Origin of the sequence: Mycolicibacterium chengduense (genome assembly GCF_033741155.1) — a bacterium.
Classification (GTDB): Bacteria; Actinomycetota; Actinomycetes; order Mycobacteriales; family Mycobacteriaceae; genus Mycobacterium.
The window spans coordinates 694278-713278 of record NZ_JAWQNH010000003.1; the positions used below are offsets into that span (position 1 = coordinate 694278).

Below are 19001 nucleotides of genomic sequence, written 5' to 3' on the forward strand. Positions count from 1 at the left end.
CGTGTACCCGGCCGCCGATGCGGGTAGCCCACCGTTCGTCCGTACGGCCGTGTCACGGCCCGCAGATGGGAGACCTGGGTGTCTGGATGGCCGCTGTGGGGGCTTCTGCTGGCCTTCGCCGCCGCGGCGGCGGCGGTCTGGGTGGCCGGAATCTCGCTGTCCGACCAGACCGACGTGCTGTCTGCGCGGTTCGGCCTCGGATCGGCGCTGGGCGGACTGATCCTGCTGGCGATCGCCACCAACCTGCCCGAGATCGCCATCGTGGCCAGCGCATCGCTGTCGGGCAATCTGGGTGTGGCGGTGGGAAACATCCTGGGCGGCATCGCCATTCAGACGGTCGTACTGGTCGCCCTGGACGCCTTCGGGGTCCGCGGGCGGCGGCCCCTGACCTATCGGGCCGCGTCGCTGGTACTGGTACTCGAGGCGGTGCTGGTGGTGGCGGTGCTGGCCATCGTGATCGCAGGCACCCAACTGCCGCCGTCACTGCTCGCGCTGCGGGTCACCCCGGCGCCGGTCCTGATCGCCGTGACCTGGGTGGTGGGCCTGCTGCTGTTGCGGCGCGCCGGGCGGTCGTTGCCGTGGCACGAGTCCGGGCAACCGCCCGACGGCCAGGAGCATCCGCGCGGTCAGAGCACCACCGAGCGCGTGCGCAAGCAGCAGATCAGCACAGCCAAGTCGGCGACCCTCTTCGGAATCGCCGCCGTGGCCACCTTGGCGGCGGGTGTCGTCCTGGAACGCAGCGGTGAAGCCCTCGCCGACCGCATCGGCCTGTCCGGCGTCTTGTTTGGCGCCACCGTCCTGGCGGCTGCCACCTCCCTGCCCGAACTGTCCACCGGCCTGGCGTCGGTGCGTATCGGCGACTACCAACTCGCGGTATCGGACATCTTCGGCGGCAATGCCTTTCTTCCCGTGCTGTTCCTGATGGCCACGGTGATCTCCGGCCACGCGGTATTGCCGCAAGCGCAGCACACCGACATCTATCTGACCGCGCTGGCCATGGTGCTCACGTTGATCTATGCGGTGGGACTGATCTTCCGCCCGAACCGGCGCATCGCCCGGATGGGCATCGACTCGCTGACCGTCCTCGTCGTCTACACGATCGGGGTCGCCGGCTTGTTCGCCATCGCCCACGGCGGGTGAGCCGGCCGCCCACAGGTCCTACCGTTCGGTGACGGTGAAGCGGCGCAGGGCGAGTGCCGGGTTCTTCTCGCGCACTCGGGCAATGCGGTCACCGTGCAGCGTGGCGGACACGACGCCGTCGTCCTCGCCGATGGCGGCGAGCACCACACCCATGGGATCCACGATCATGCTGTTGCCGGCACCGTTGCTGCCGCACTGGTCGGCGGCGGCAACGTAGACCGTGTTCTCGATGGCCCGGGCGCGCAGCAGCGTCGTCCAATGGTTTTCCTTGAGCGGCCCGGGCACCCACTCCGCGGGCATCAGCACGACGTCGGCACCGGCGTCGACCAGCCTGCGGGTGGCCTCGGGGAAGCGCAAGTCATAGCAGGTCTGCATACCGAACGTCAGTCCGCCCACGGTGAACGTCTCGGGCGGGCACGCCGAACCCGGTCGGACGAAACGAGATTCGGAGTAACCGAACGCGTCGTACAGGTGCAGTTTGCGATAGGTGGCGGTGACCTTGCCGCCGTCGTCGACGGCGATCAGCGTGTTGTGAATGTGGTCGGGTTTGTCGGTGGTCTCGTTGATGCCGGCGACGATGGCGATTGCTTCGCGGCGCGCCAGGTCCCGCACCGCGGCGACGAACGGCCCGTCGAGTGACTCGGCCGAGGCCAGGAAGCGTTCGTCCATGGCGGGTGCGGTGAACATCGCGTACTCGGGGAAGACGACGAGTTCGGCGCCCCCGGCCTTGGCGGTGGCGACATAGCCGGTGATGGCCTCGAGGTTGCGGTTCTTGTCCTCACCCGGGGCGAACTGCGCGACGGCGACGGTAGCACTCGTGGTCATGTCTACTCCTTGATCGAGGGTGCGGGCATACGGTCCATGCGGCCCAGAACGACGGTGTAGCAGAGGATCCCGCCGATCAGGATGACCCCGGTGACGAGGAACGCCCCGGCGAACGAGCCGGTCCGGTCGACGACCATCCCCGTGACGATCGGGGCGGCGATGCCGATCAGGTTGGCGACGAAGTTGACGATGCCGGCCAGTGACCCGGTGTAGCCCTGCGGGGCGATCAGCGAGACGATGCTGGACCCGGCGGGCACCGAAACCGCCAGTCCCGCTGCGCCGATGGACAGGAACACCAGCGCGACGCCGATGGTGTCGGCGTACGCGGCGCCCGTCACCGACAGGGCCGCCAGCATGCTCGTCACCAACACGATGCGACGCACCCGGGTGATGTCGCCGCTGCGCCGGGTCCACCGGTCCATCAGGACACCGGCGATGAGGAACTGGGCGATGACGGCCACCAGCCAGGGGATCATGCTGTAGATACCGCCCTTGAGCAGGTTCACGCCGAATTCCTTCTCCAGGTAGCCGGGCAACCAGGTGAGCAGCACATAGTAGGCGTAGGTGTAGGACGCGTACCCCAGTGCCAGGCCCCACGTCTTGCGCCGCCCCAGCAGGTAGCCGACGCCCTGCAGGGAACCGCCGGTCTCGGCGTTCTCGTCCTCGGCGCCGCCGGCGCGCAGGTATTCCAATTCGGCGGCCGACATGCGGCCGTCGGCCACCGCCGTGACCGGTGAGCGGTAGAGCAGCCACCACGCGACGAGGTACAGCACGCTGAGGACACCGGTGAAGATGAACGCGGCGTGCCAGCTGAACGTCGACACCAGGAACGCCATGATGGGGATGCCGATGACGTTGGAGATCTTGGCGCAGCCGTCGAACATGGCGGTGGCCGTACCGCGTTCGTGCTTGGGGAACCACTGGCCGATGGCCTTCCAGCCCGCAGGCACCGTGGGCGCCTCGCCGACGCCGAGCAACAGCCGGGCCACCAGCAGCAGGCCGAGCCCGCCGGCGGCGGCCGAGAGGAACGAGGCCACCGCCCACAGGAACACGCCGACACGGTTGACCCAGCGCACGCCGATCTTGTCGATGATGGTGCCGATCGGCATCTGCAGCATGGCGTAGGTCCACAGAAACGCCGACGCGACGACGCCCATCTGTGCCGCGGAGATGTCGAACTCGGCCATGATGGCCGGCGTGGCGACCGACAGGTTGACCCGGTCGATGTAGTTGACGAACATCCCGACGCCGAGCAGTCCACCGACATACCAGCGGGTGCGGCCGGTACCGGGGCGTGGGCCGGTGAGGGCGTCCAGGGGTTCGGTGGTCCGCGGGCTGGTGGTCACGGCTCGGTCCGGGAAAGTGCGGGGACGCGGTCGAGTTCGACGGCTTCGGCGTGGGCGGCAGCGAACCCGGTGAGCAGCGCGCCGTGCTCCATGGTGAGAACCAGTTGGTCCGCGCCGTGCTCGACCGCGAACTTCTTCTCCTGCGTCGACCATGCGGGCAACAACCACGGCTTTCCGGCCTGTCGGGCGGCGGCAGCCAGGCGGGCGAGGTCGTCGAAGTCGCCTGCCTCGCGGGTGTAGGCCCCGCGGGCGCGGCGCAGCGACAGGTCGGAGGGGCCGACGAAGATGCCGTCGACGGTGTCCAGAGCGAGGATGTCCTCGATCTGGTCGATGGCGCCTGCGTCTTCGATCATCGGGTAGCACCGCGTGCGCGTGTCCTGCTCGCGCACCCACTCGTCGGTGAAGCCACCGTACGCGGACGTGCGCCCACCGGCGAAGCTCCGGTCGCCCAGCGGCGGGAACTTGGCGAACGCCGTGACGGCGCGAGCGTGTGCGGCGTTCTCGACGTGCGGGATCGCCACGACGTCGGCGCCGAAGTCGAGCGCCTGCTGGATGGGTCCGCGCTCCGGCCCGAGCACCTTGGCGACGACCTCCAAACCGATGGCCTTGCACAGCGGGATGAAGCGTTCGAGGGCAGCGAGATCGAACGTGCCGTGCTCGATGTCGAGCACCACGGCGCCGCAGCCCACCTGACGCGCGATTTCTGCGGCGGCGGTGTTGGGTCCGGACAACCAGATGGCATACCGACGGTTCGGGGCCATGGGAAAACGCTCCTTCTTTCGAACTCGGCGAGGTGTGGCGGGCGCCACACACTGCGTACACTCCGTGTATACACATGGTGTACATGGTGTGTCCAGTAGTCTGAAGGCGGTCCGACCGGGCCGCAACAGGAAGGGTTCACCGGTGTCGATCACGGTCAGCGAGCCAGGCTCGAACCAATCCGCACGCGACCGCGTCTACGAATGGGTGCGCGACGAGATCATCCGCGGCACCCTGCCCGGGGGCCGCTTCCTCGACGAGGCCTGGATCTCGGAGTCCGTCGGAACGTCACGCACGCCCGTGCGTGAGGCGTTCCACCGGCTGAACTCGGAGCGCTTCATCGACCTGCTGCCGCGTCGCGGCGCCCAGGTCCGCAACGTCACCGCGCGCGAACTCGAAGAGGTCTACGCGTCGCGTCGGCTCATCGAAGGCCATGCGGCACAGGCCATTTGCGCCGCCGGCACACAGCCGCCCGGCGAACTCACAGAACTGGCCGGGGCCATCGAGGAGGCCGGACGCAGCCAGGACTGGTTCACCGTCGCGCGCCTGGACCGGACGTTCCACCGCACGATCGTTGCCGCCCACGGCAACTCGGTCCTCGTCGAGCTGTACGACGCCCTACGATCCCGCCAGGAGCGAGTCGCCGTGCGGGCCATGCAGATCCGGCCTCAGCGCGCTCCCGAGATCGACGCCCAGCACCGCGCCATCGTCGCCGCGCTGGAAGCGAGCGACGTCGAGCTGGTCTCGGCACTGCTCGACGAGCACCTGCGCCCCATCCCGGAAATCGTCGCCGCGCTCGGTTGAGTGCGGCGGTCAGATCCGCATATCGCAGCACTGCCGCAGTGCCACGGGCACCCCTCAGGCGTCGCAGAGACCGGCGGCCTTCTCCTCGGCGATGATCTGATGTAGTGGCTGGCCCAGATGCGCGGCGAAATCTTTGGTGGCCCGCATGTTCCACACGCCCTGTTCGTAGACCATGAAGCGCACGCCCTGGACGCCCTGGCCGGCCATGCGGACGACGGCCTGCCCGTCGTCCTGCATCTGCAAACCCGACACGTTGAGGCGCGGTCCGGGCTTCTTGCACGTTTCGTAGAACGTCACGAAGTCGTCCTGCGTGATCCCGCCACGGACGTCTTCGGTCATCCGTTCCCACACGGTCCCGTAGTCACCGGCGGTGAAGCTGTCGACGATGCTCTGAGCGGCGACAGTGGCCGCGCCGAGCGTGACCGAGGCGCCGCCCGCGGTTTCCGCGGGATAGGCCGCGAGGCTGGGCGCGGCGGAACCGGCGGTACCGTACCCGCCGCATGCCGTGCACATCGCCGCCACGGCCGCCGCCGCGCAGGAGGCAAGGACCGACTTCATGGCGGGCAGACTAGTTCGGATCGCCGGACGATGCAGGCCGAACGGGCCACAGCTATCCGTTCGGACGGTCCGCGGCCGACCCGTCGCGCGGTGCCCGGGCATTCAGGCCAGACCCGTCGCCGACCGTCGCCGCCGCGAGATCGCGTCGACACTGGCCGCCAGCAGCAGCACGCCGCCGGTGACCAAGAAGTTGATGTAGGACGACTGGTTGAGCAGGCCCAACCCGTTGGCGATGGTGGCCACCACCACCCCACCGATGACGGCGTCCAGTGCCCGCCCCTTGCCGCCGAACAGGCTGGTCCCACCGATGACGGCCGCGCCCACGGCGTACAACAGCACGTTGCCCGCCCCAGACGAGGCCGACACCTTGCCGCCGTAGGACGCGGCGATGATCCCGCTCAGCGCCGCGAGCGACGAACACACCACGAACACCGACATCCGGATGCGAGCCACGTTGATGCCGGCCCGGCGCGCCGCCTCGGCGTTGCCGCCCACGGCGTAGATGTGCCTGCCGTAGGAGGTCCGGTTGAGGATCACGCTGAGCACAATCAGCAGTGCCCCGACGATCGGCAGGACGTAGGGGATGCCGCGGATCTCCACATTCGGGTTCACGCTGCGGTTGAGGTTGAGGACGTAGGCCACGCCGAGCGCCACCACCGCCGCCCCGACGATGCGCGCGATCACCACACCGATCGGCGGATGCACGAGGCCGAGGGAGACCTTGGTGCGCTGCCGGTACAGCTCCAGCCCGGTGAACCCGGCGACGACGAGCACCGCAAGCAGCCACCCGGCGGTGACCGACATGTTGTCGATGGTGATACCGCGGATGACCGGGTCGTCCACCCGAATCGAGCCGCCCTCCCCGATGAGCTTGAGCGTCACCCCCTGCAGTCCGAGGAAGAACGCGAGTGTGACCACGAACGACGGGATGCCCAGTTTGGCCCGCAGCAGTCCGATCGCCAGCCCGATCACCGCCCCGCACAGCAGCCCGGCCAGCACCGCGGCCCACCACGGCCAGCCATGGTTGGCGATGGCCAAACCCATCGCGCATGCCGATACACCGCCCGCCACACCGGCGGACAGGTCGATATCGCCAAGCAGCAGGACGAACACCAGGCCCATGGCCAGCACGCAGATCGACCCGGCCTGGGTGACCAGGTTGGCCAGGTTCAGCGCCGAGGTGAACCGCTCGTTGGCGATCCCGAACACGATGAACAGCACGATCAGGCCGAGCACCGCGGGCAGCGATCCCATATCGCCGCCCCGGACCCGGCGCAGATAGCTGCGGGCCGCATCGGCGAACGACTCGTCGGCGCGGGCGTCCGCCGCGAAGTCGGCATCGGCCAGTTTCGAATTGAGCGTTGTCATTCGGCGGTCCTCACATCGACTGAGCGGTCTCGGCCGGCGCCAGGCCCAGGCTGCCGGAACGACCCGCCGTGATCAGCTCGACCACCTGGCTGTGGCTGACCTCGGCGGCCTTGACCTCGGCGGCCATCCGGCCGAGGTACAGCGCGCATATCCGGTCGGCCACCTCGAACACGTCGTTCAGGTTGTGCGAGATGAACACGACACCCACGCCCTGGTCGGCGAGCCGGCGCACCAGGTCCAAGACCTGCCGGGTCTGCGCCACGCCGAGTGCTGCGGTGGGCTCGTCGAGCAACACCACCTTGGCGTTCCACAGCACCGACTTGGCGATGGCCACCGTTTGCCGCTGGCCGCCGGACAGGCTGGACACCGGCTGGCGCACCGATTTGACCGTGCGTACCGACAGCGACGAAAGCGCTTCCCGAGCAAGGGATTCCATCTTCGCTTCGTCGAGCGCGCCGTGGCGCTTGAGTTCGCGCCCGAGGAACATGTTGGACACGATGTCGAGGTTGTCGCACAGCGCCAGGTCCTGGTAGACCACCTCGACGCCCAGCGCCGACACATCATTGGGCCCATGCACCGTGACCGGATCACCCTGGAACACATAGGTTCCGGTGTCCAGCGGGTAGATGCCCGCGATGGCCTTCACCAGGGTGGACTTGCCGGCGCCGTTGTCCCCGACCAGTGCGGTGACCTCACCGGGATACACGCCGAAGTCCACGTCGTGCAGCACGTGCACGACCCCGAAACTCTTGTCGACACCGCGGAGTTCTAGGATGGGCGCGTTCGGTGCGGACACGATGCCCCTAGAGCCCCGCGGCGCTGCACGCCGCCGCGAACTGCCCGGTGCAGACGTCCGCCTTGGCCTGGCCACCGTCGTCGAAGACCACCTTGACGGTGTCCTTGGTGATGGACTTCGGCGTCAACAACACCGAGGGCACGTCCCGGTTGCCCTTGTCGTCACGAGAGGTGCTGTTGGTCTTGGGCTGTTCGCCCTTGGCCAGGGCGATCGCCGCCTCCGCGAGCGCACCGGCCTCCTCCTTCGCGGATTTGTAGACGCTCATGCACTGGGTGCCCGCCAGGATGTTCTGCAGTCCTTCGACGGTCGCGTCCTGGCCGGTGACCGGCACCTGCCCGGCCCGGCCGTTCTTCTCCAGGATCGAGATCACCGATCCGGCGAGTCCGTCGTTAGCCGCGTACACGCCGTCGACCTTGCCGTCGGCGGCCGTGTACATCTGCTCGAAGATGGTGACCGCCTTGTCGTTGTCCCAGTCCGGGACCGCCTGCTCGGCCACCACCTTGATCGACGGCACCTTGTCGACCACCGAGTGGGCACCACCGGTGAACAGGGTGGCGTTGTTGTCGGTGGGAGATCCGTTGAGGAACACCACGTTCGACGGCTTACCGGCGAGACAGTCGACCAGACCCTGGCCCTGCAGCTGCCCCACCTTGTTGTTGTCGAACGAGACGTACACGTCGGCCGAGCCGCCGAGGGTCAGCCGGTCGTAGTCGATGGTCTTGACGCCCTGGCTGGCCGCCTTCTGCTGAATGGAGGCGCCACTGTCGGAGTCGAGGTTGACCAGCGCGAGCACCGTGACACCATCGGCGATCATGCCGTCGGCGATGGTGGCCATGTTGTCGGCGGATCCCTCGGCGTTCTGGATCGAGTACGGCACACCGGCGGCCTTGAAGGCGGCCTCCAGCGCCGGGCGGTCCTTGGACTCCCAGCGGACCGACGACTTGGTGTCCGGCAGGATGACGCCGATCTTCTGGCTCTTGGCGTCGCCGCCGCCGCCTGCGCTTCCGCCGCCACCGCCGTTGCTGCCGCACGCGGTGAGCGTGAGGCCCGCGCCGACGACGACGGCGAACATCAGGCCGCTGATTCGCTTCATGAACCGCCCCTCATCACATCCCGCCGATCCCTCGGCCTTTTGTTGTTTCAGACAACTTATAGCGTGACATGCGTCACGTCCAGCGTGTTGGTGCCATTGGTGTTCAGCGCGCACCCATCAGGTGTTCGATGGCCAGCTGGTTCAACCGGACGAAACCGAATCCCTTGGCCCCGAAATAAGAGTCGGCGTCGAAGTCCTCGTACGCCGAGCGGTCGGCCAGCAACTCCCGGTAGGTCTCGCCCTGGCCCAGCGTGCTGCGCCGCAGCTCGTCGACGCGGGCGGCACGCCGCGCCTCGGCCACCTCGGGGTCGGCGCGGAACGCTGCGGCACGCTGCTTGAGCAGCAGATACATCCGCATGTTGGCCGCGGCCGAGGCCCACACCCCGGCGCTGTCCTCGGTGCGGCTGGGCTTGTAGTCGAAATGCCGCGGTCCGGTGTAGCTCGGCCCGCCGTCCACACCGCCGTGCTCGAGCAAATCGACCAGCGCGAATGCGTTGGCCAGGTCGCCGTGGCCGAACACCAGGTCTTGATCGAACTTGATCCCGCGCTGCCCGTTGAGGTCGATGTGGAACAGTTTGTCGGCGTACAGGGCCTGACTGATGCCGTGCATGAAGTTCAGTCCGGCCATCTGCTCGTGCCCGGTTTCGGGGTTGACGCCGACGAGTTCGGGATGGGCGAGTGATTCGATGAACGCCAGCGCATGCCCGACGGTCGGCAGCAGGATGTCACCGCGCGGCTCGTTCGGCTTCGGCTCGATGGCGAATCGCAACGGGTACTTCTTGTCGATGACGTAGTCGCACAACATGTTCAGGGCCTCGCGGTAGCGCTCGAACGCGGCCCGGACATCCTTGGCGCTGTCGTATTCGCTGCCTTCCCGGCCGCCCCACATGACGAACGTCTCGGCCCCCAGTTCGGCCGCGAGGTCGATATTGCGCAGCACCTTGCGCAGCGCGAAGCGCCGGACATCGCGATCATTGCTGGTGAACCCGCCATCCTTGAACACCGGATGGGTGAACAGATTGGTGGTGACCATGGGCACGACCAGCTCGTTGGCCTGCAGCGCCGTGGCCAACCTGGCGATGGCACGGCGCCGGTCGTCGTCGCTGCTGCCGAACGGGAACAGATCGTCGTCGTGGAAGGTGAGGCCGTATGCGCCCAGTTCGGCAAGTCGCTCCACTGCTTCGACCACATCCAGGGTCGGCCGGGTGGCCACCCCGAACGGGTCGTTGGCGGTCCAGCCGACGGTCCACAGACCGAAGGAGAACTTGTCCGAGCGTTTAGGGGTGAGGTCGTCCGTTGCGGTGGCGGCGGATTCGAGGATCGACATGGCGTGCTCCTGAAACTGGATTTGTTGCTCCGCCGAACATAAGATGTGGCGCAGACCACTGTCAAGGGAGGATTCTCGAATGGGAATCGGCACCAACACCGACGACGTCCGGCGCCGGAACCTGTCGGCGGTCCTCACGCTGGTGCATCGTGCGCGCGCCTTGAGCCGGTCCGAATTGACCCGCCGGACCGGCTTGTCCCGCTCGACGGTCAAGGACCTCGTGGAGGAACTGGCCGCTGCCGGTCTGGTCGAGGAGTCACAAGCGGCGCCCGCCAGCCAGGTGGGCAGGCCCAGCCCCATGGTGCGTCCGCAGACCGGCACGCTGGCGATCGCCGTCAATCCTGAAACCGACTCTGTCACAGTCGGTCTGGTGGCGTTGGGTGGCGCCGTTCTGGAGGTCACCAGGTACCCGACCCGCGGTGTTCCCAGCGTGCGCGATACCGTGGCCATCACCGCCAAGGCGGTGAGCACCATCGAGCGCAGCCTGCACCGGTCTCAGCGTGTCACCGCGATCGGCGTGGCGGTTCCGGGTCTGGTGCATGCCCCGACATCGGTGGTCCGACTGGCCCCCAACCTCGACTGGCACGACGAAGCGCTGGGCACGATGCTCAGCAGCGCAACGGGTTTACCGGTCTTCGCGGCGAACGACGCCAACCTCGGCGCCATCGCCGAACATATCTTCGGTGGGCATCCCAGTGCCCAGCACATGATCTACGTCAACGGCGGCAAGAGCGGAATCGGCGCCGGGTTCGTGGTGGCCGGTGAACTGCTCGAAGGTGCCGCCGGCTACGCCGGCGAGCTGGGCCACACCTACGTCGGGGGTGCCGGACCGTGTCATTGCGGGCGGATCGGCTGCCTGGAAACCGAGGTCAGCGAGTCGAGCACCAAATCGACGGCGCACCAGGCGCAGTACCTCGGCATCGCGCTCGGCAACGCGATCAACCTGCTCAATCCCAACCTCATCGTGCTCGGCGGGTTCCTGGGGGCCTTCCCGGCGCAGGCGGACGCGGCGCTGGCGACCGCGATCACCCGGCATTCCATGCGGGTGCCCAACGAGCAGGTCCGTATCGTGCCGGGCACCTTGGGTTCGGACACGCTGATGATCGGCGCCGCCGAGGCCGCGTTCGCCGCTCTGCTCGCCGACCCGGCCGGCTATTGCCGGCCTGCCGTCGGGGATGCGATCGGCTGAGGGGTCACGCGCAGCCACATGAATTGCGGTGGCGCATCGCCGTCGGAACCCGGATATGTTGCGGGACAGCGTCATCACCGTGCATACGGCGCAATAGCAGTTCGACCGCGGTGGCGCCGATGGTGTCGACGTCCTGCGCCGCCGCGGTGAGCCGCGGTTCGAAGAGATCGGCCCATTCGAAGTCGTCGTAGCAGACGAATGCCACATCGGTCGGTATCGACAAGCCGAGCGTGCGAAAGGCTTTGAGCGCTCCGATCGTCATGGCGTTGTTCAGCGACACCAACGCCGACGGCCGGGTGTCCTTCGACATCAATGCGAGCACCTCGCGTTCGGCCACCTCGGTACTGGACGCACCGTCGAGCACCAGCGCGGTATCGATCTCGATATCGTGGTGCGCCAGCGCTGCGCAGTAGCCGTCGAAACGCTCGGTGGTGGAGGAGATTCCGGCCAACCCCCGCAACACTGCGATGCGGCGGTGCCCGAGCTCGAGCAGGTGTTCGGTGAGCGCACGGGCCGGGGCGACGTTCTCCGGGCCGACCTGATCGCACCCGATATCGACGCCACGGTCGATCAGGACCAACGGTGTTCCGGTCCGGGTGATATCGGGCAGGGTGAGCCGTTCGGACCCGGCAGCCGGGGCCACGATCATGCCGTCCACCTGGCGGTCCAGCAGCGAATCGGTCACCCGCTTCTCCGACTGCAGCTCGTCATGCGAGTCGCCGACGATCAGCACGTAACCGGCATCGGAGAGCGCCCGCTCCACCGCGTGCACCAGGCTGTTGAAGTACGGATTGGTCAACGCGGAGATGGACAGTCCGACGGTGTGGGTGCGCCCGGCCGCCAGTGAACGCGCGACACCGTTGCGCCGATAACCGCTCTGTTCGATGGCGGCCTCCACCCGTAAGCGGGTGGCGGCGTTGACCTTACGGGTGCCGTTGAGCACATGCGAGACGGTGGATGCGGAGACGCCGGCGATGCGGGCGACATCTCCCATGGTGGTCATGGCAGGCGCACGATCCGGTCGGCACGACCGGCGGTCGACTCGATCAGCTGGGCGTTGCGCTCGTCGGACCCGAGAGCCCAGAACGCGGCTTCCTCCGGCGACTTGCCGTAGGCCTCGTGGCGGCGCAGCAGCCGGGTGTGGCGCACCTCGGCATCCGGCGCCAAGAACCACACCTGGTCGATGTGCGCCCGCGCCACCGGCCACGCATCACCCTCCAGCAGAATGTAATTGCCCTCGGTGACCACGAGCGGCACGGTGGACGGTACCGGGATGGCCGATCCGATCGATTCCTCGAGATCGCGTCGGAACTGGGGCGCATACACCACCGGGTCACCCACCCGCTGTGCCCGCAACGTGGTGATCAGCCGGGCGTACCCACCGTCGTCGAAGGTGTCGTGCGCCCCTTTGCGGTCGCGCCTGCCCAAGTCGATCAGGACGTCGTTGGCCAGGTGGAATCCGTCCATCGGCACCAGCACGGCGATGTCCGGTCCCAGTGCCTGGACGAGTTGCTCGGCGACGGTGGACTTCCCGGCCCCCGGCGCGCCGGTGAAACCCAGAATGCGGCGTTCCCCGGGAACGGCGAGCGCCTTGGCCGCTTCGATCAACTCGTCCATGGTGGCGTCCTGCACGTGTACGCCCTGCTCGATGGTCACCGTTCTCGCTTTCGAGTCTGTTCGGGTTGCAGTTCGCGCAACCACGCCCGCGGCCCGATCACCGAGCAGCGCAGTGCCGCCACCCGGGTGCACCGCTCGATGCGGTCGGGCAGGCTGCCATCGAATCGGGTGGCGAAGTAGCAGTATGCACCGTGGAAGGCATCGCCGGCGCCCAGCGTATCGAGCACCGTCACGGGTTGCACCGCGACGGACCCCGACTCTCCGCCGGACCACCACTGCACGGGCGCACCCCCGTGCGTCGTCACGACGGTGCCGACGCCGCCGCGGACCAGTGCTGCGGCGGTGGCGACGGGACCGTCGGCATCGGGGGTTCGGAAATCGTTGGAGCACACCATATCCGTCGCATACGGGATGATGTCGGACATCACCGGCTTCCACCGGCCGGCATCGACCACGACCGCGGTGCGTGCCGCGGCGGCCGACCGTGCCCCCGCGATCGCGATGCGGGGATGATGACCGTCGACCAGCACCACGTCGGCACCGGCCACCAGATCATCGAGCTCCTCCGGTGGCGCCGCGTCGGAGTTCACGGCGTCGAGGGAGACCACCGCTCGGTCCCCGGTCGCCTCCAGCACCGCCACCGCCGAGACCGGCACCGCGCGGGTGGTGCCCGCCGCGGCGTCGACCACCCGGACACCGTACGCCGCGAGGTCGGCCCGGATCAGATCGGCGACCGGGTCCTCGCCCAGTGCGGTGACCAGGACCGCATCGCCGCCCAAGGCCGCGAAGGTGACCGCCGCGTTGGCGGCCGGTCCACCGGCTGCGACGAACTGGGCTGCCGCGGTGATCTTCTCGTTCACCGCCGGCGATCGCGCGATACGGTGCACCACATCCAGGGTGGCCAACCCGACGAAGACCCCGACCGGGGCCTTCTCAGAGACCGGCGCGTTCCTCATCGGTCGGCTCCTCCGCACCGGTCATGAGCGCCACCACTTCGGACATCGAGCGCTTCTTCGGATCGACGACGCCGGCCCGCTGCCCCAGTCGGTGGATGTGGATGCGGTCGGCCACCTCGAACACGTGCGGCATGTCATGGCTGATCAACACCACCGGGATGCCGCGGTCGCGGATCGACCGGATCAGGTCGATGACCTGTCCCGACTCGCGGACACCGAGCGCGGCGGTGGGCTCGTCCATGATGATCACCCCGCGGCCGAACGCGGCGGCCCGCGCCACCGCGACACCTTGGCGTTGGCCCCCGGACAAGGTTTCCACGGCCTGGCCGACCGACTTGATCCCGATCCGCAGATCCGTCAGATGCTGCGCGGCCTCGTGACGCATCTTTCCGGTATCGAGTCGACGGAACAGGCTGCCCGCCAATCCTTTTCGCCTGATCTCGCGGCCCAGGTAGAGGTTGGACGCGATATCGAGCGCCGGGACGACGGCCAGGTCCTGGTACACCGTCTCGATGCCGGCGGCCCGCGCGTCGCGGGTGTTCTTGAACGACACCGGCGTACCGTTCATCAGGATCTGACCGGCGTCGGGAACCACCGCACCGGCCAGCGCCTTGATCAGGCTGGACTTCCCGGCACCGTTGTCCCCGATGACCGCGAGCACCTCGCCCGCGCGGAGCTCGAAATCCGCCCCGTTGATCGCCGTCACGTGGCCGTACCTCTTGACCAGGCCACGCGCTTCGAGAACCGGTGCGCTCATTGTGATCTCCTGCGCGCGAATTGATCGACCGCCACCGCGACGATCACCAGGATGCCGGTGGCGATGTTCTGGTAGAGACTGTCGACGCCGGCCTGGGTGAGACCGTTGCGCAGCACGCCGACGATCAAGGTACCGACCAGGGTGCCCACCACCCCGCCGCGGCCGCCGAACAGGCTTGTGCCGCCGATGACCACCGCGGTGATGGTCTCCAGGTTGGCGTTCTGGTAGGCATTCGGATCGGCGTTCGGGATGCGCCCGAGCGCCGCCCACGCGGCGATGGCGGCGATCACGCCGGTCACGATGTAGACCGACAGCAACACCCGTCCGGATTTGATGCCCAGCAGATCCGCCGCCTGCGGATTGCCGCCCACGGCGTAAATATGCTTACCCCAAGCTGTTTGGGACAAGGCGTACCACATAACCAGGTACACCAGCAGCATGGCCAACACACCGTAGGTGGTGGAGAACGACCCGATGCGCACCGACGTGCCCAGGAAGGTGAGCGGCCCCTTGTCCACCCGGTAGGTCTCCGAGCCGGCCAGCAGGCGGGTGCCTGCCAGGATCGCGGTGAACGTGCCGAGGGTGACGATGAACGGCGGCAACCGCAGGATGGTGACCAACCCGCCGTTGATGGCGCCGAAGAGGACACACACCAACAGCGTCGATCCCAGCGCCACAACCGGCCCATAGGCGCCTGCGCTCTGGGCCATGACGATGGTGCCGAACACCGCGACCGCACCGATCGACAGATCGATACCGGAAGTCAGGATGATCAGCGTCTGCCCGACGGCGAGGATGCCGACCACCACCGACTGCTGCAGGATCAGGGAGATGTTCTGCGGGTTGAGGAACGAATCCGAGATCGCGCTGAAGACGACGATCGCGATGACGAGCGCCACCAACGGTCCGATCAGCGGTTCGCGCAGAACGGTGCCCAGGTTGAACCGGCCGGCAGCCGGCGGGTCGGCCGTCAGTTCAGTGGTGGGAGCACCGGTGCTCACGGTCGCACCTCAGCCCCAGCAATTCTGTTGACCCCAGGCGGTGTCCTTGGAATCCAGTCCGGCCACCGGCTTGTCGGTGATGAGCTGCGAGCCGGTGTCGTTGAACCCGCTGGGCTTGGTGCCGTCCTTGGCGAATTTCACCACGGCCTGCACACCCAACTCGGCCATCTTGGCGGGGAACTGCATCACGGTCGCGCCGATCTTCCCGGACTTCACGTCCGCGACGCCCGTGCAGCTGCCGTCGATCGATCCGATGGTGATCTGACTTGCGCGGTTGGCGGATTGGATCGCCTGGTAGGCGCCGGCGGCCGCGGGCTCGTTGATGGTGTACAGCGCGTTGATCCCCGGGGCGCGCTGCAGGATGTTCTCCATCGCGGTCTGCGCCTTGGTCTGGTCACCGTTGGTGTTCTCCCGGCCGACGATCTCCGGTGAGTCGTTCGTGATGCCGAAGCCCTCCAGGAAGCCGTCGTGCCGGAAGGTGTCGACGGTGCCGCCCGGGGTGCCGTCCAGCATGACGACCTGGGGCGGCGCGGTGCCGATGGCGGCGCGCACCCACTTGCCCTGGGTGACGCCGGCGGCCTTGTTGTCGGTGGCGAAGGTGGCGTCGACGGCGTCCGCGGGATCGGTGGCGGTGTCCAGCGCGATGACCACGACGCCGGCGTCGCGCGCCTTCTTGATCGCGTCGAGCACACCGGTCGACGAGTTCGGCGTGATCAGGATGCCCTTGACGCCCTTGCCCACCATATTCTCGATGGCCGCCACCTGGCCCTCGTTGTCACCGTCGAAGGCACCCGCCACCGCGATCAGCTCGGCCCCGTCCTTGTCGGCCTGGGCCTTGGCGGCTTCACGCAACTTGACGAAGTACGGGTTCGAATCGGTCTTGGTGATCAGGCCGACCTTGATGCCGTCCGAGCCGGAGCCTCCGCACGCGGTCAGACCGAGGACCAGCGATCCCGCGGCCAGGGCCGCCCCGATCAGCTGGGTGCTTTTTCTGCGCATTCCGACCATCTGGACTCCTTTGTCCCCGGTGCAACGCCGGTGGCGCCGCGTGATCTGCAGCAGCCTAGAACGTAAGCAAGCGCTTGCGCATGCGCTTGCGCGAAATTCTTGGGACGGCTTCCGGCAGGCTGCGCGGCGGACATCGACCTCGGTGCGATCTGGTTAAACCGGCTAAGTTGGGGAAACCTGAGCGGGGGCAACGTCGGCTCCGCAGGGCCGGATCAGCACTTGGAGGACAGCTATGCGTCAGCGGCCGAACTGGGCGATGACCACTCTTGCCATCGCCGGCGCGGCACTGCTGGTGAACGGGTGTGAGGCCGCGCCGGGCAATGCTTCACCTGCCGAGCCGCAGGGACCCGTCGTCATCGCCCAAGCCCCTGCGGACGAGCCGGCCGTCGCGCTCGACGGCCTCGACGCCAGAATCCGAAAGGCGACGGCGGATGCTGCCGCGTCCGGAGCCAATATCGAGGCCGTTGTGCTGGACCGCAATACCGGTCAGATTGTCTCGAACGGAATCAACAAGCCGTTCCCGATCGCCTCGGTGGTGAAGCTGTTCATCGCCGACGACCTGCTGCTGCAGGAGTCGCAGGGCAAGACGAAACTGACGCCTGCCGACCACAACTCACTGGACTCCATGCTGCGCTCCTCCGATGATGGTGCGGCCCAGATGTTCTGGGATCGCAGCGGCGGCAACGCCGTCATCTCTCGCGTCGTGGCCAGGTACGGACTGGCGGCGACGACCGCACCGTACAACGGGCACTGGGACGTCACGCAAAGCACCGCAAGCGATCTCGTCCGCTACTACGACATGCTCCTGGCAGGCACCGGCGGGCTGCCGCCCGAACAAACGGACATCATCCTGGACGACCTCGCACAATCCACCCCGACGGGACTCGACGGCTATCCGCAGCGATTCGGGATCCCCGACGGTCTTTCGGCCGAACCGGTTGCGGTGAAACAGGGCTGGTTCTGCTGCTGGAACGGCAGCAATCAGCTGCATGTGTCGACCGGTGTGATCGGGCCCGACCGCCGCTACGTGATGGCGATCAGCGCGCTGGGGCCCGGCGACGCGACCGCGGCCCGCGCCACCATCACCCAAGCCGTCAGGACCATGTTTCCGGCCGGCAAGATCTGAGCACCCGCACTCAGCCCTCCGTCGAAAGCACCTTGTCGACGAAACCGTGTACCTTGCGCCGCAACTCGTGGATTCGCTGTTCGCGTAGCCGTTCGAGATCTGTTTCCTTGTGATAGGCCGGCGGCAGCTGCCGTACGTGCCGGGAGCAGCCGAAGTTCGCGCAGATCAACATGCCGATGGTGTCGCCCTTGCGGCCCGCCGCGCCGCCGCGGCGGACGGTGTAGAGCACCGCTTCATCGGTGAGGTTCACGTCATTGCACCACGTGCACATGGCACGCCCCCGCGGCTTGGCGGCGGCCCGGCTCAACAGCAGCGCAATCGGCCCCTCGGGTCGCTCGACCACGAGGTAGGCCCGGCGGGGGATCTTGGGATCGGCCCAGCCGTAGTACTCGAGTTTGCCGAACTCGATCGCATCGAAATCGGCAGCGAATGTGACCTTTTTGACCTCGCTGCGGGTCGCCCCGCGGAAGGCATCGAGAATCTGGGTACGGGTGTAGGAGTGCACTGGTGAATCCATCCTGAAAGGGGAGCGCACAGGCGTGCGGTCCAACGGAGTGAGGGAACGGCTACGCCGCCGGCCCAGCGGGTCGGCGACGGGGCGCGGTCATCTGATGTCGGCGCGAGCGCCGACGACCTCCTCGACTCGGATGTTCACGCCGCCGACGATACCTACCGAAATCGTTAGGCGCCAAGCGCGCCCAGCGACCAGGGCGCGTCCTAGTCGGCAGGGTTGATCAGTGCGATGGCACTGCGAACGGCCTCTTCGGTCACCGAGGCCAGAGGCCGGTCGTGTTCGACGGTGTGCGCGGCCAGTTCCCGGAGACCGCCGATCAACAGCACCGCGCGCGCATGGGGCACGGGTTGGATGCCGATGGACTTCAGTTCGTCGGTGTCACTGAGGGTGTGCACCAGTTCGACGAAACGTTCCATCGCCACGCGTTGCAGGGAACGCGCCGAGGGACCCAGCGCGGGCACATCGCGGATCCAGGCGAGTGTCAGCGGGCGGCGCCGTTCGGCCCAGTCGAACCAGGTTTCCACCGCCTGGCGCACTTGGGTCTGCCACGGCGCGGCCGGATCCACCGCGGCCGCCACCGCGGCGAGATTGGCGTCATTGGTCTCCGAGAGCAGGGCCACCAGGCATGCCTCCCGGTCGGAGAACTCGGCGTAAAACTTCGACTTCGAGGTGCGGGCCCGGCGCACGACATCGGCCACCATGGTGTTCGCGTAGCCGACCTCGGCGATGCACTCTGCCATCGCTTCCAAGATCCGGCGTCGATAGAGCGCAGCGTTGCCTTCGGGGAGCCGCGCACCTTCTCGTACCGCCACCGCGT

Annotated in this window: 20 protein-coding genes; 4 read left to right on the forward strand and 16 right to left on the reverse strand. The window is 67.6% G+C overall.

What is annotated here, in order from left to right:
• Positions 1 to 78: 78 nt before the first annotated feature.
• Positions 79 to 1140 carry a sodium:calcium antiporter gene (locus SBI67_RS13860; RefSeq protein WP_318981092.1) on the forward strand — a complete coding sequence of 354 codons (1062 nt, stop codon included), beginning with the start codon at positions 79 to 81 and terminating at the stop codon, positions 1138 to 1140.
• 18 nt (positions 1141 to 1158) lie between these two features.
• On the opposite strand, the gene SBI67_RS13865 is transcribed toward SBI67_RS13860, so the two are convergent.
• From SBI67_RS13865 to SBI67_RS13875, 3 genes are read right to left on the reverse strand one after another with little or no spacing between them, the layout of a single operon-like run.
• Entirely contained in the window at positions 1159 to 1965 is an 807-nt protein-coding gene (locus tag SBI67_RS13865; RefSeq protein WP_318981093.1) for a carbon-nitrogen hydrolase family protein, read from the reverse strand.
• A gap of 2 nt (positions 1966 to 1967) precedes the next feature.
• Positions 1968 to 3311, reverse strand: a complete 1344-nt coding sequence (locus SBI67_RS13870; RefSeq protein ID WP_318981094.1) for an MFS transporter — start codon at positions 3309 to 3311, stop codon at positions 1968 to 1970.
• Positions 3308 to 4072, reverse strand: coding sequence for an HpcH/HpaI aldolase family protein (locus tag SBI67_RS13875; protein WP_318981095.1), 765 nt, complete (start codon positions 4070 to 4072; stop codon positions 3308 to 3310). Before SBI67_RS13875 ends, SBI67_RS13870 begins: the two co-directional genes overlap by 4 nt.
• A gap of 142 nt (positions 4073 to 4214) precedes the next feature.
• Here SBI67_RS13875 and SBI67_RS13880 point away from each other — a divergent pair, with 142 nt between their 5' ends.
• Entirely contained in the window at positions 4215 to 4874 is a 660-nt protein-coding gene (locus SBI67_RS13880) for a GntR family transcriptional regulator (RefSeq protein ID WP_318981096.1), read from the forward strand.
• 54 nt (positions 4875 to 4928) lie between these two features.
• Here SBI67_RS13880 and SBI67_RS13885 read toward each other — a convergent pair whose 3' ends face one another.
• From SBI67_RS13885 to xylA, 5 genes are all read right to left on the reverse strand, one after another.
• Positions 4929 to 5432, reverse strand: coding sequence for a hypothetical protein (locus SBI67_RS13885; RefSeq protein ID WP_318981097.1), 504 nt, complete (start codon positions 5430 to 5432; stop codon positions 4929 to 4931).
• 102 nt (positions 5433 to 5534) lie between these two features.
• Entirely contained in the window at positions 5535 to 6800 is a 1266-nt protein-coding gene (locus SBI67_RS13890; protein WP_318981098.1) for a sugar ABC transporter permease, read from the reverse strand.
• Positions 6801 to 6810: 10 nt separating this feature from the next.
• Positions 6811 to 7596 carry an ATP-binding cassette domain-containing protein gene (locus SBI67_RS13895; RefSeq protein WP_318981099.1) on the reverse strand — a complete coding sequence of 262 codons (786 nt, stop codon included), beginning with the start codon at positions 7594 to 7596 and terminating at the stop codon, positions 6811 to 6813.
• Positions 7597 to 7603: 7 nt separating this feature from the next.
• Positions 7604 to 8689, reverse strand: a complete 1086-nt coding sequence (locus tag SBI67_RS13900; RefSeq protein WP_318981100.1) for a sugar ABC transporter substrate-binding protein — start codon at positions 8687 to 8689, stop codon at positions 7604 to 7606.
• A gap of 103 nt (positions 8690 to 8792) precedes the next feature.
• Positions 8793 to 10016 carry a xylose isomerase gene (gene xylA, locus SBI67_RS13905; RefSeq protein WP_318981101.1) on the reverse strand — a complete coding sequence of 408 codons (1224 nt, stop codon included), beginning with the start codon at positions 10014 to 10016 and terminating at the stop codon, positions 8793 to 8795.
• Positions 10017 to 10095: 79 nt separating this feature from the next.
• Here xylA and SBI67_RS13910 point away from each other — a divergent pair, with 79 nt between their 5' ends.
• Positions 10096 to 11205, forward strand: a complete 1110-nt coding sequence (locus SBI67_RS13910; protein ID WP_318981102.1) for an ROK family protein — start codon at positions 10096 to 10098, stop codon at positions 11203 to 11205.
• Between the two features lie 4 nt (positions 11206 to 11209).
• On the opposite strand, the gene SBI67_RS13915 is transcribed toward SBI67_RS13910, so the two are convergent.
• The 6 genes from SBI67_RS13915 to SBI67_RS13940 are packed head-to-tail and all read right to left on the reverse strand — an operon-like array spanning position 11210 to position 16544.
• Complete coding sequence (locus SBI67_RS13915) at positions 11210 to 12208, reverse strand: LacI family DNA-binding transcriptional regulator (RefSeq protein WP_318981103.1); 999 nt, start codon at positions 12206 to 12208, stop codon at positions 11210 to 11212.
• Positions 12205 to 12855, reverse strand: a complete 651-nt coding sequence (locus SBI67_RS13920; RefSeq protein ID WP_318981341.1) for a nucleoside/nucleotide kinase family protein — start codon at positions 12853 to 12855, stop codon at positions 12205 to 12207. Before SBI67_RS13920 ends, SBI67_RS13915 begins: the two co-directional genes overlap by 4 nt.
• Positions 12856 to 12857: 2 nt before the next feature.
• Positions 12858 to 13778 carry a PfkB family carbohydrate kinase gene (locus tag SBI67_RS13925; protein ID WP_318981104.1) on the reverse strand — a complete coding sequence of 307 codons (921 nt, stop codon included), beginning with the start codon at positions 13776 to 13778 and terminating at the stop codon, positions 12858 to 12860.
• A complete protein-coding gene (locus SBI67_RS13930) occupies positions 13756 to 14535 on the reverse strand; it encodes an ATP-binding cassette domain-containing protein (RefSeq protein WP_318981105.1) in 780 nt (259 codons plus the stop codon). Before SBI67_RS13930 ends, SBI67_RS13925 begins: the two co-directional genes overlap by 23 nt.
• Positions 14532 to 15536, reverse strand: a complete 1005-nt coding sequence (locus SBI67_RS13935) for an ABC transporter permease (RefSeq protein ID WP_413232470.1) — start codon at positions 15534 to 15536, stop codon at positions 14532 to 14534. The genes SBI67_RS13930 and SBI67_RS13935 overlap by 4 nt, the downstream gene beginning before the upstream one ends.
• 9 nt (positions 15537 to 15545) lie before the next feature.
• Positions 15546 to 16544 (reverse strand): substrate-binding domain-containing protein, encoded by a 999-nt coding sequence (locus tag SBI67_RS13940; RefSeq protein WP_318981106.1) that lies wholly within the window; start codon positions 16542 to 16544, stop codon positions 15546 to 15548.
• A 232-nt stretch (positions 16545 to 16776) separates the two neighbouring features.
• On the opposite strand from SBI67_RS13940, the gene SBI67_RS13945 reads away from it, so the two are divergent.
• A complete protein-coding gene (locus SBI67_RS13945) occupies positions 16777 to 17670 on the forward strand; it encodes a serine hydrolase (RefSeq protein ID WP_318981107.1) in 894 nt (297 codons plus the stop codon).
• Positions 17671 to 17680: 10 nt separating this feature from the next.
• On the opposite strand, the gene SBI67_RS13950 is transcribed toward SBI67_RS13945, so the two are convergent.
• Positions 17681 to 18187, reverse strand: a complete 507-nt coding sequence (locus SBI67_RS13950; RefSeq protein ID WP_413232471.1) for an FBP domain-containing protein — start codon at positions 18185 to 18187, stop codon at positions 17681 to 17683.
• A 200-nt stretch (positions 18188 to 18387) separates the two neighbouring features.
• A complete protein-coding gene (locus tag SBI67_RS13955) occupies positions 18388 to 18924 on the reverse strand; it encodes a TetR/AcrR family transcriptional regulator (RefSeq protein WP_318981108.1) in 537 nt (178 codons plus the stop codon).
• Positions 18925 to 19001: the final 77 nt, after the last annotated feature.

Excerpts from the sequence above, each read along its gene's own strand:
- SBI67_RS13865 (WP_318981093.1), bottom strand. The coding sequence starts at position 1,965 with ATGACCACGAGTGCTACCGTCGCCGTCGCGCAGTTCGCCCCGGGTGAG.
- SBI67_RS13875 (WP_318981095.1), bottom strand. The coding sequence starts at position 4,072 with ATGGCCCCGAACCGTCGGTATGCCATCTGGTTGTCCGGACCCAACACC.
- SBI67_RS13885 (WP_318981097.1), bottom strand. The coding sequence starts at position 5,432 with ATGAAGTCGGTCCTTGCCTCCTGCGCGGCGGCGGCCGTGGCGGCGATG.
- SBI67_RS13890 (WP_318981098.1), bottom strand. The coding sequence starts at position 6,800 with ATGACAACGCTCAATTCGAAACTGGCCGATGCCGACTTCGCGGCGGAC.
- SBI67_RS13900 (WP_318981100.1), bottom strand. The coding sequence starts at position 8,689 with ATGAAGCGAATCAGCGGCCTGATGTTCGCCGTCGTCGTCGGCGCGGGC.
- xylA (WP_318981101.1), bottom strand. The coding sequence starts at position 10,016 with ATGTCGATCCTCGAATCCGCCGCCACCGCAACGGACGACCTCACCCCT.
- SBI67_RS13910 (WP_318981102.1), top strand. The coding sequence starts at position 10,096 with ATGGGAATCGGCACCAACACCGACGACGTCCGGCGCCGGAACCTGTCG.
- SBI67_RS13915 (WP_318981103.1), bottom strand. The coding sequence starts at position 12,208 with ATGACCACCATGGGAGATGTCGCCCGCATCGCCGGCGTCTCCGCATCC.
- SBI67_RS13925 (WP_318981104.1), bottom strand. The coding sequence starts at position 13,778 with ATGAGGAACGCGCCGGTCTCTGAGAAGGCCCCGGTCGGGGTCTTCGTC.
- SBI67_RS13930 (WP_318981105.1), bottom strand. The coding sequence starts at position 14,535 with ATGAGCGCACCGGTTCTCGAAGCGCGTGGCCTGGTCAAGAGGTACGGC.
- SBI67_RS13940 (WP_318981106.1), bottom strand. The coding sequence starts at position 16,544 with ATGGTCGGAATGCGCAGAAAAAGCACCCAGCTGATCGGGGCGGCCCTG.
- SBI67_RS13945 (WP_318981107.1), top strand. The coding sequence starts at position 16,777 with ATGCGTCAGCGGCCGAACTGGGCGATGACCACTCTTGCCATCGCCGGC.
- SBI67_RS13950 (WP_413232471.1), bottom strand. The coding sequence starts at position 18,187 with ATGGATTCACCAGTGCACTCCTACACCCGTACCCAGATTCTCGATGCC.
- SBI67_RS13955 (WP_318981108.1), bottom strand. The coding sequence starts at position 18,924 with ATGGCAGAGTGCATCGCCGAGGTCGGCTACGCGAACACCATGGTGGCC.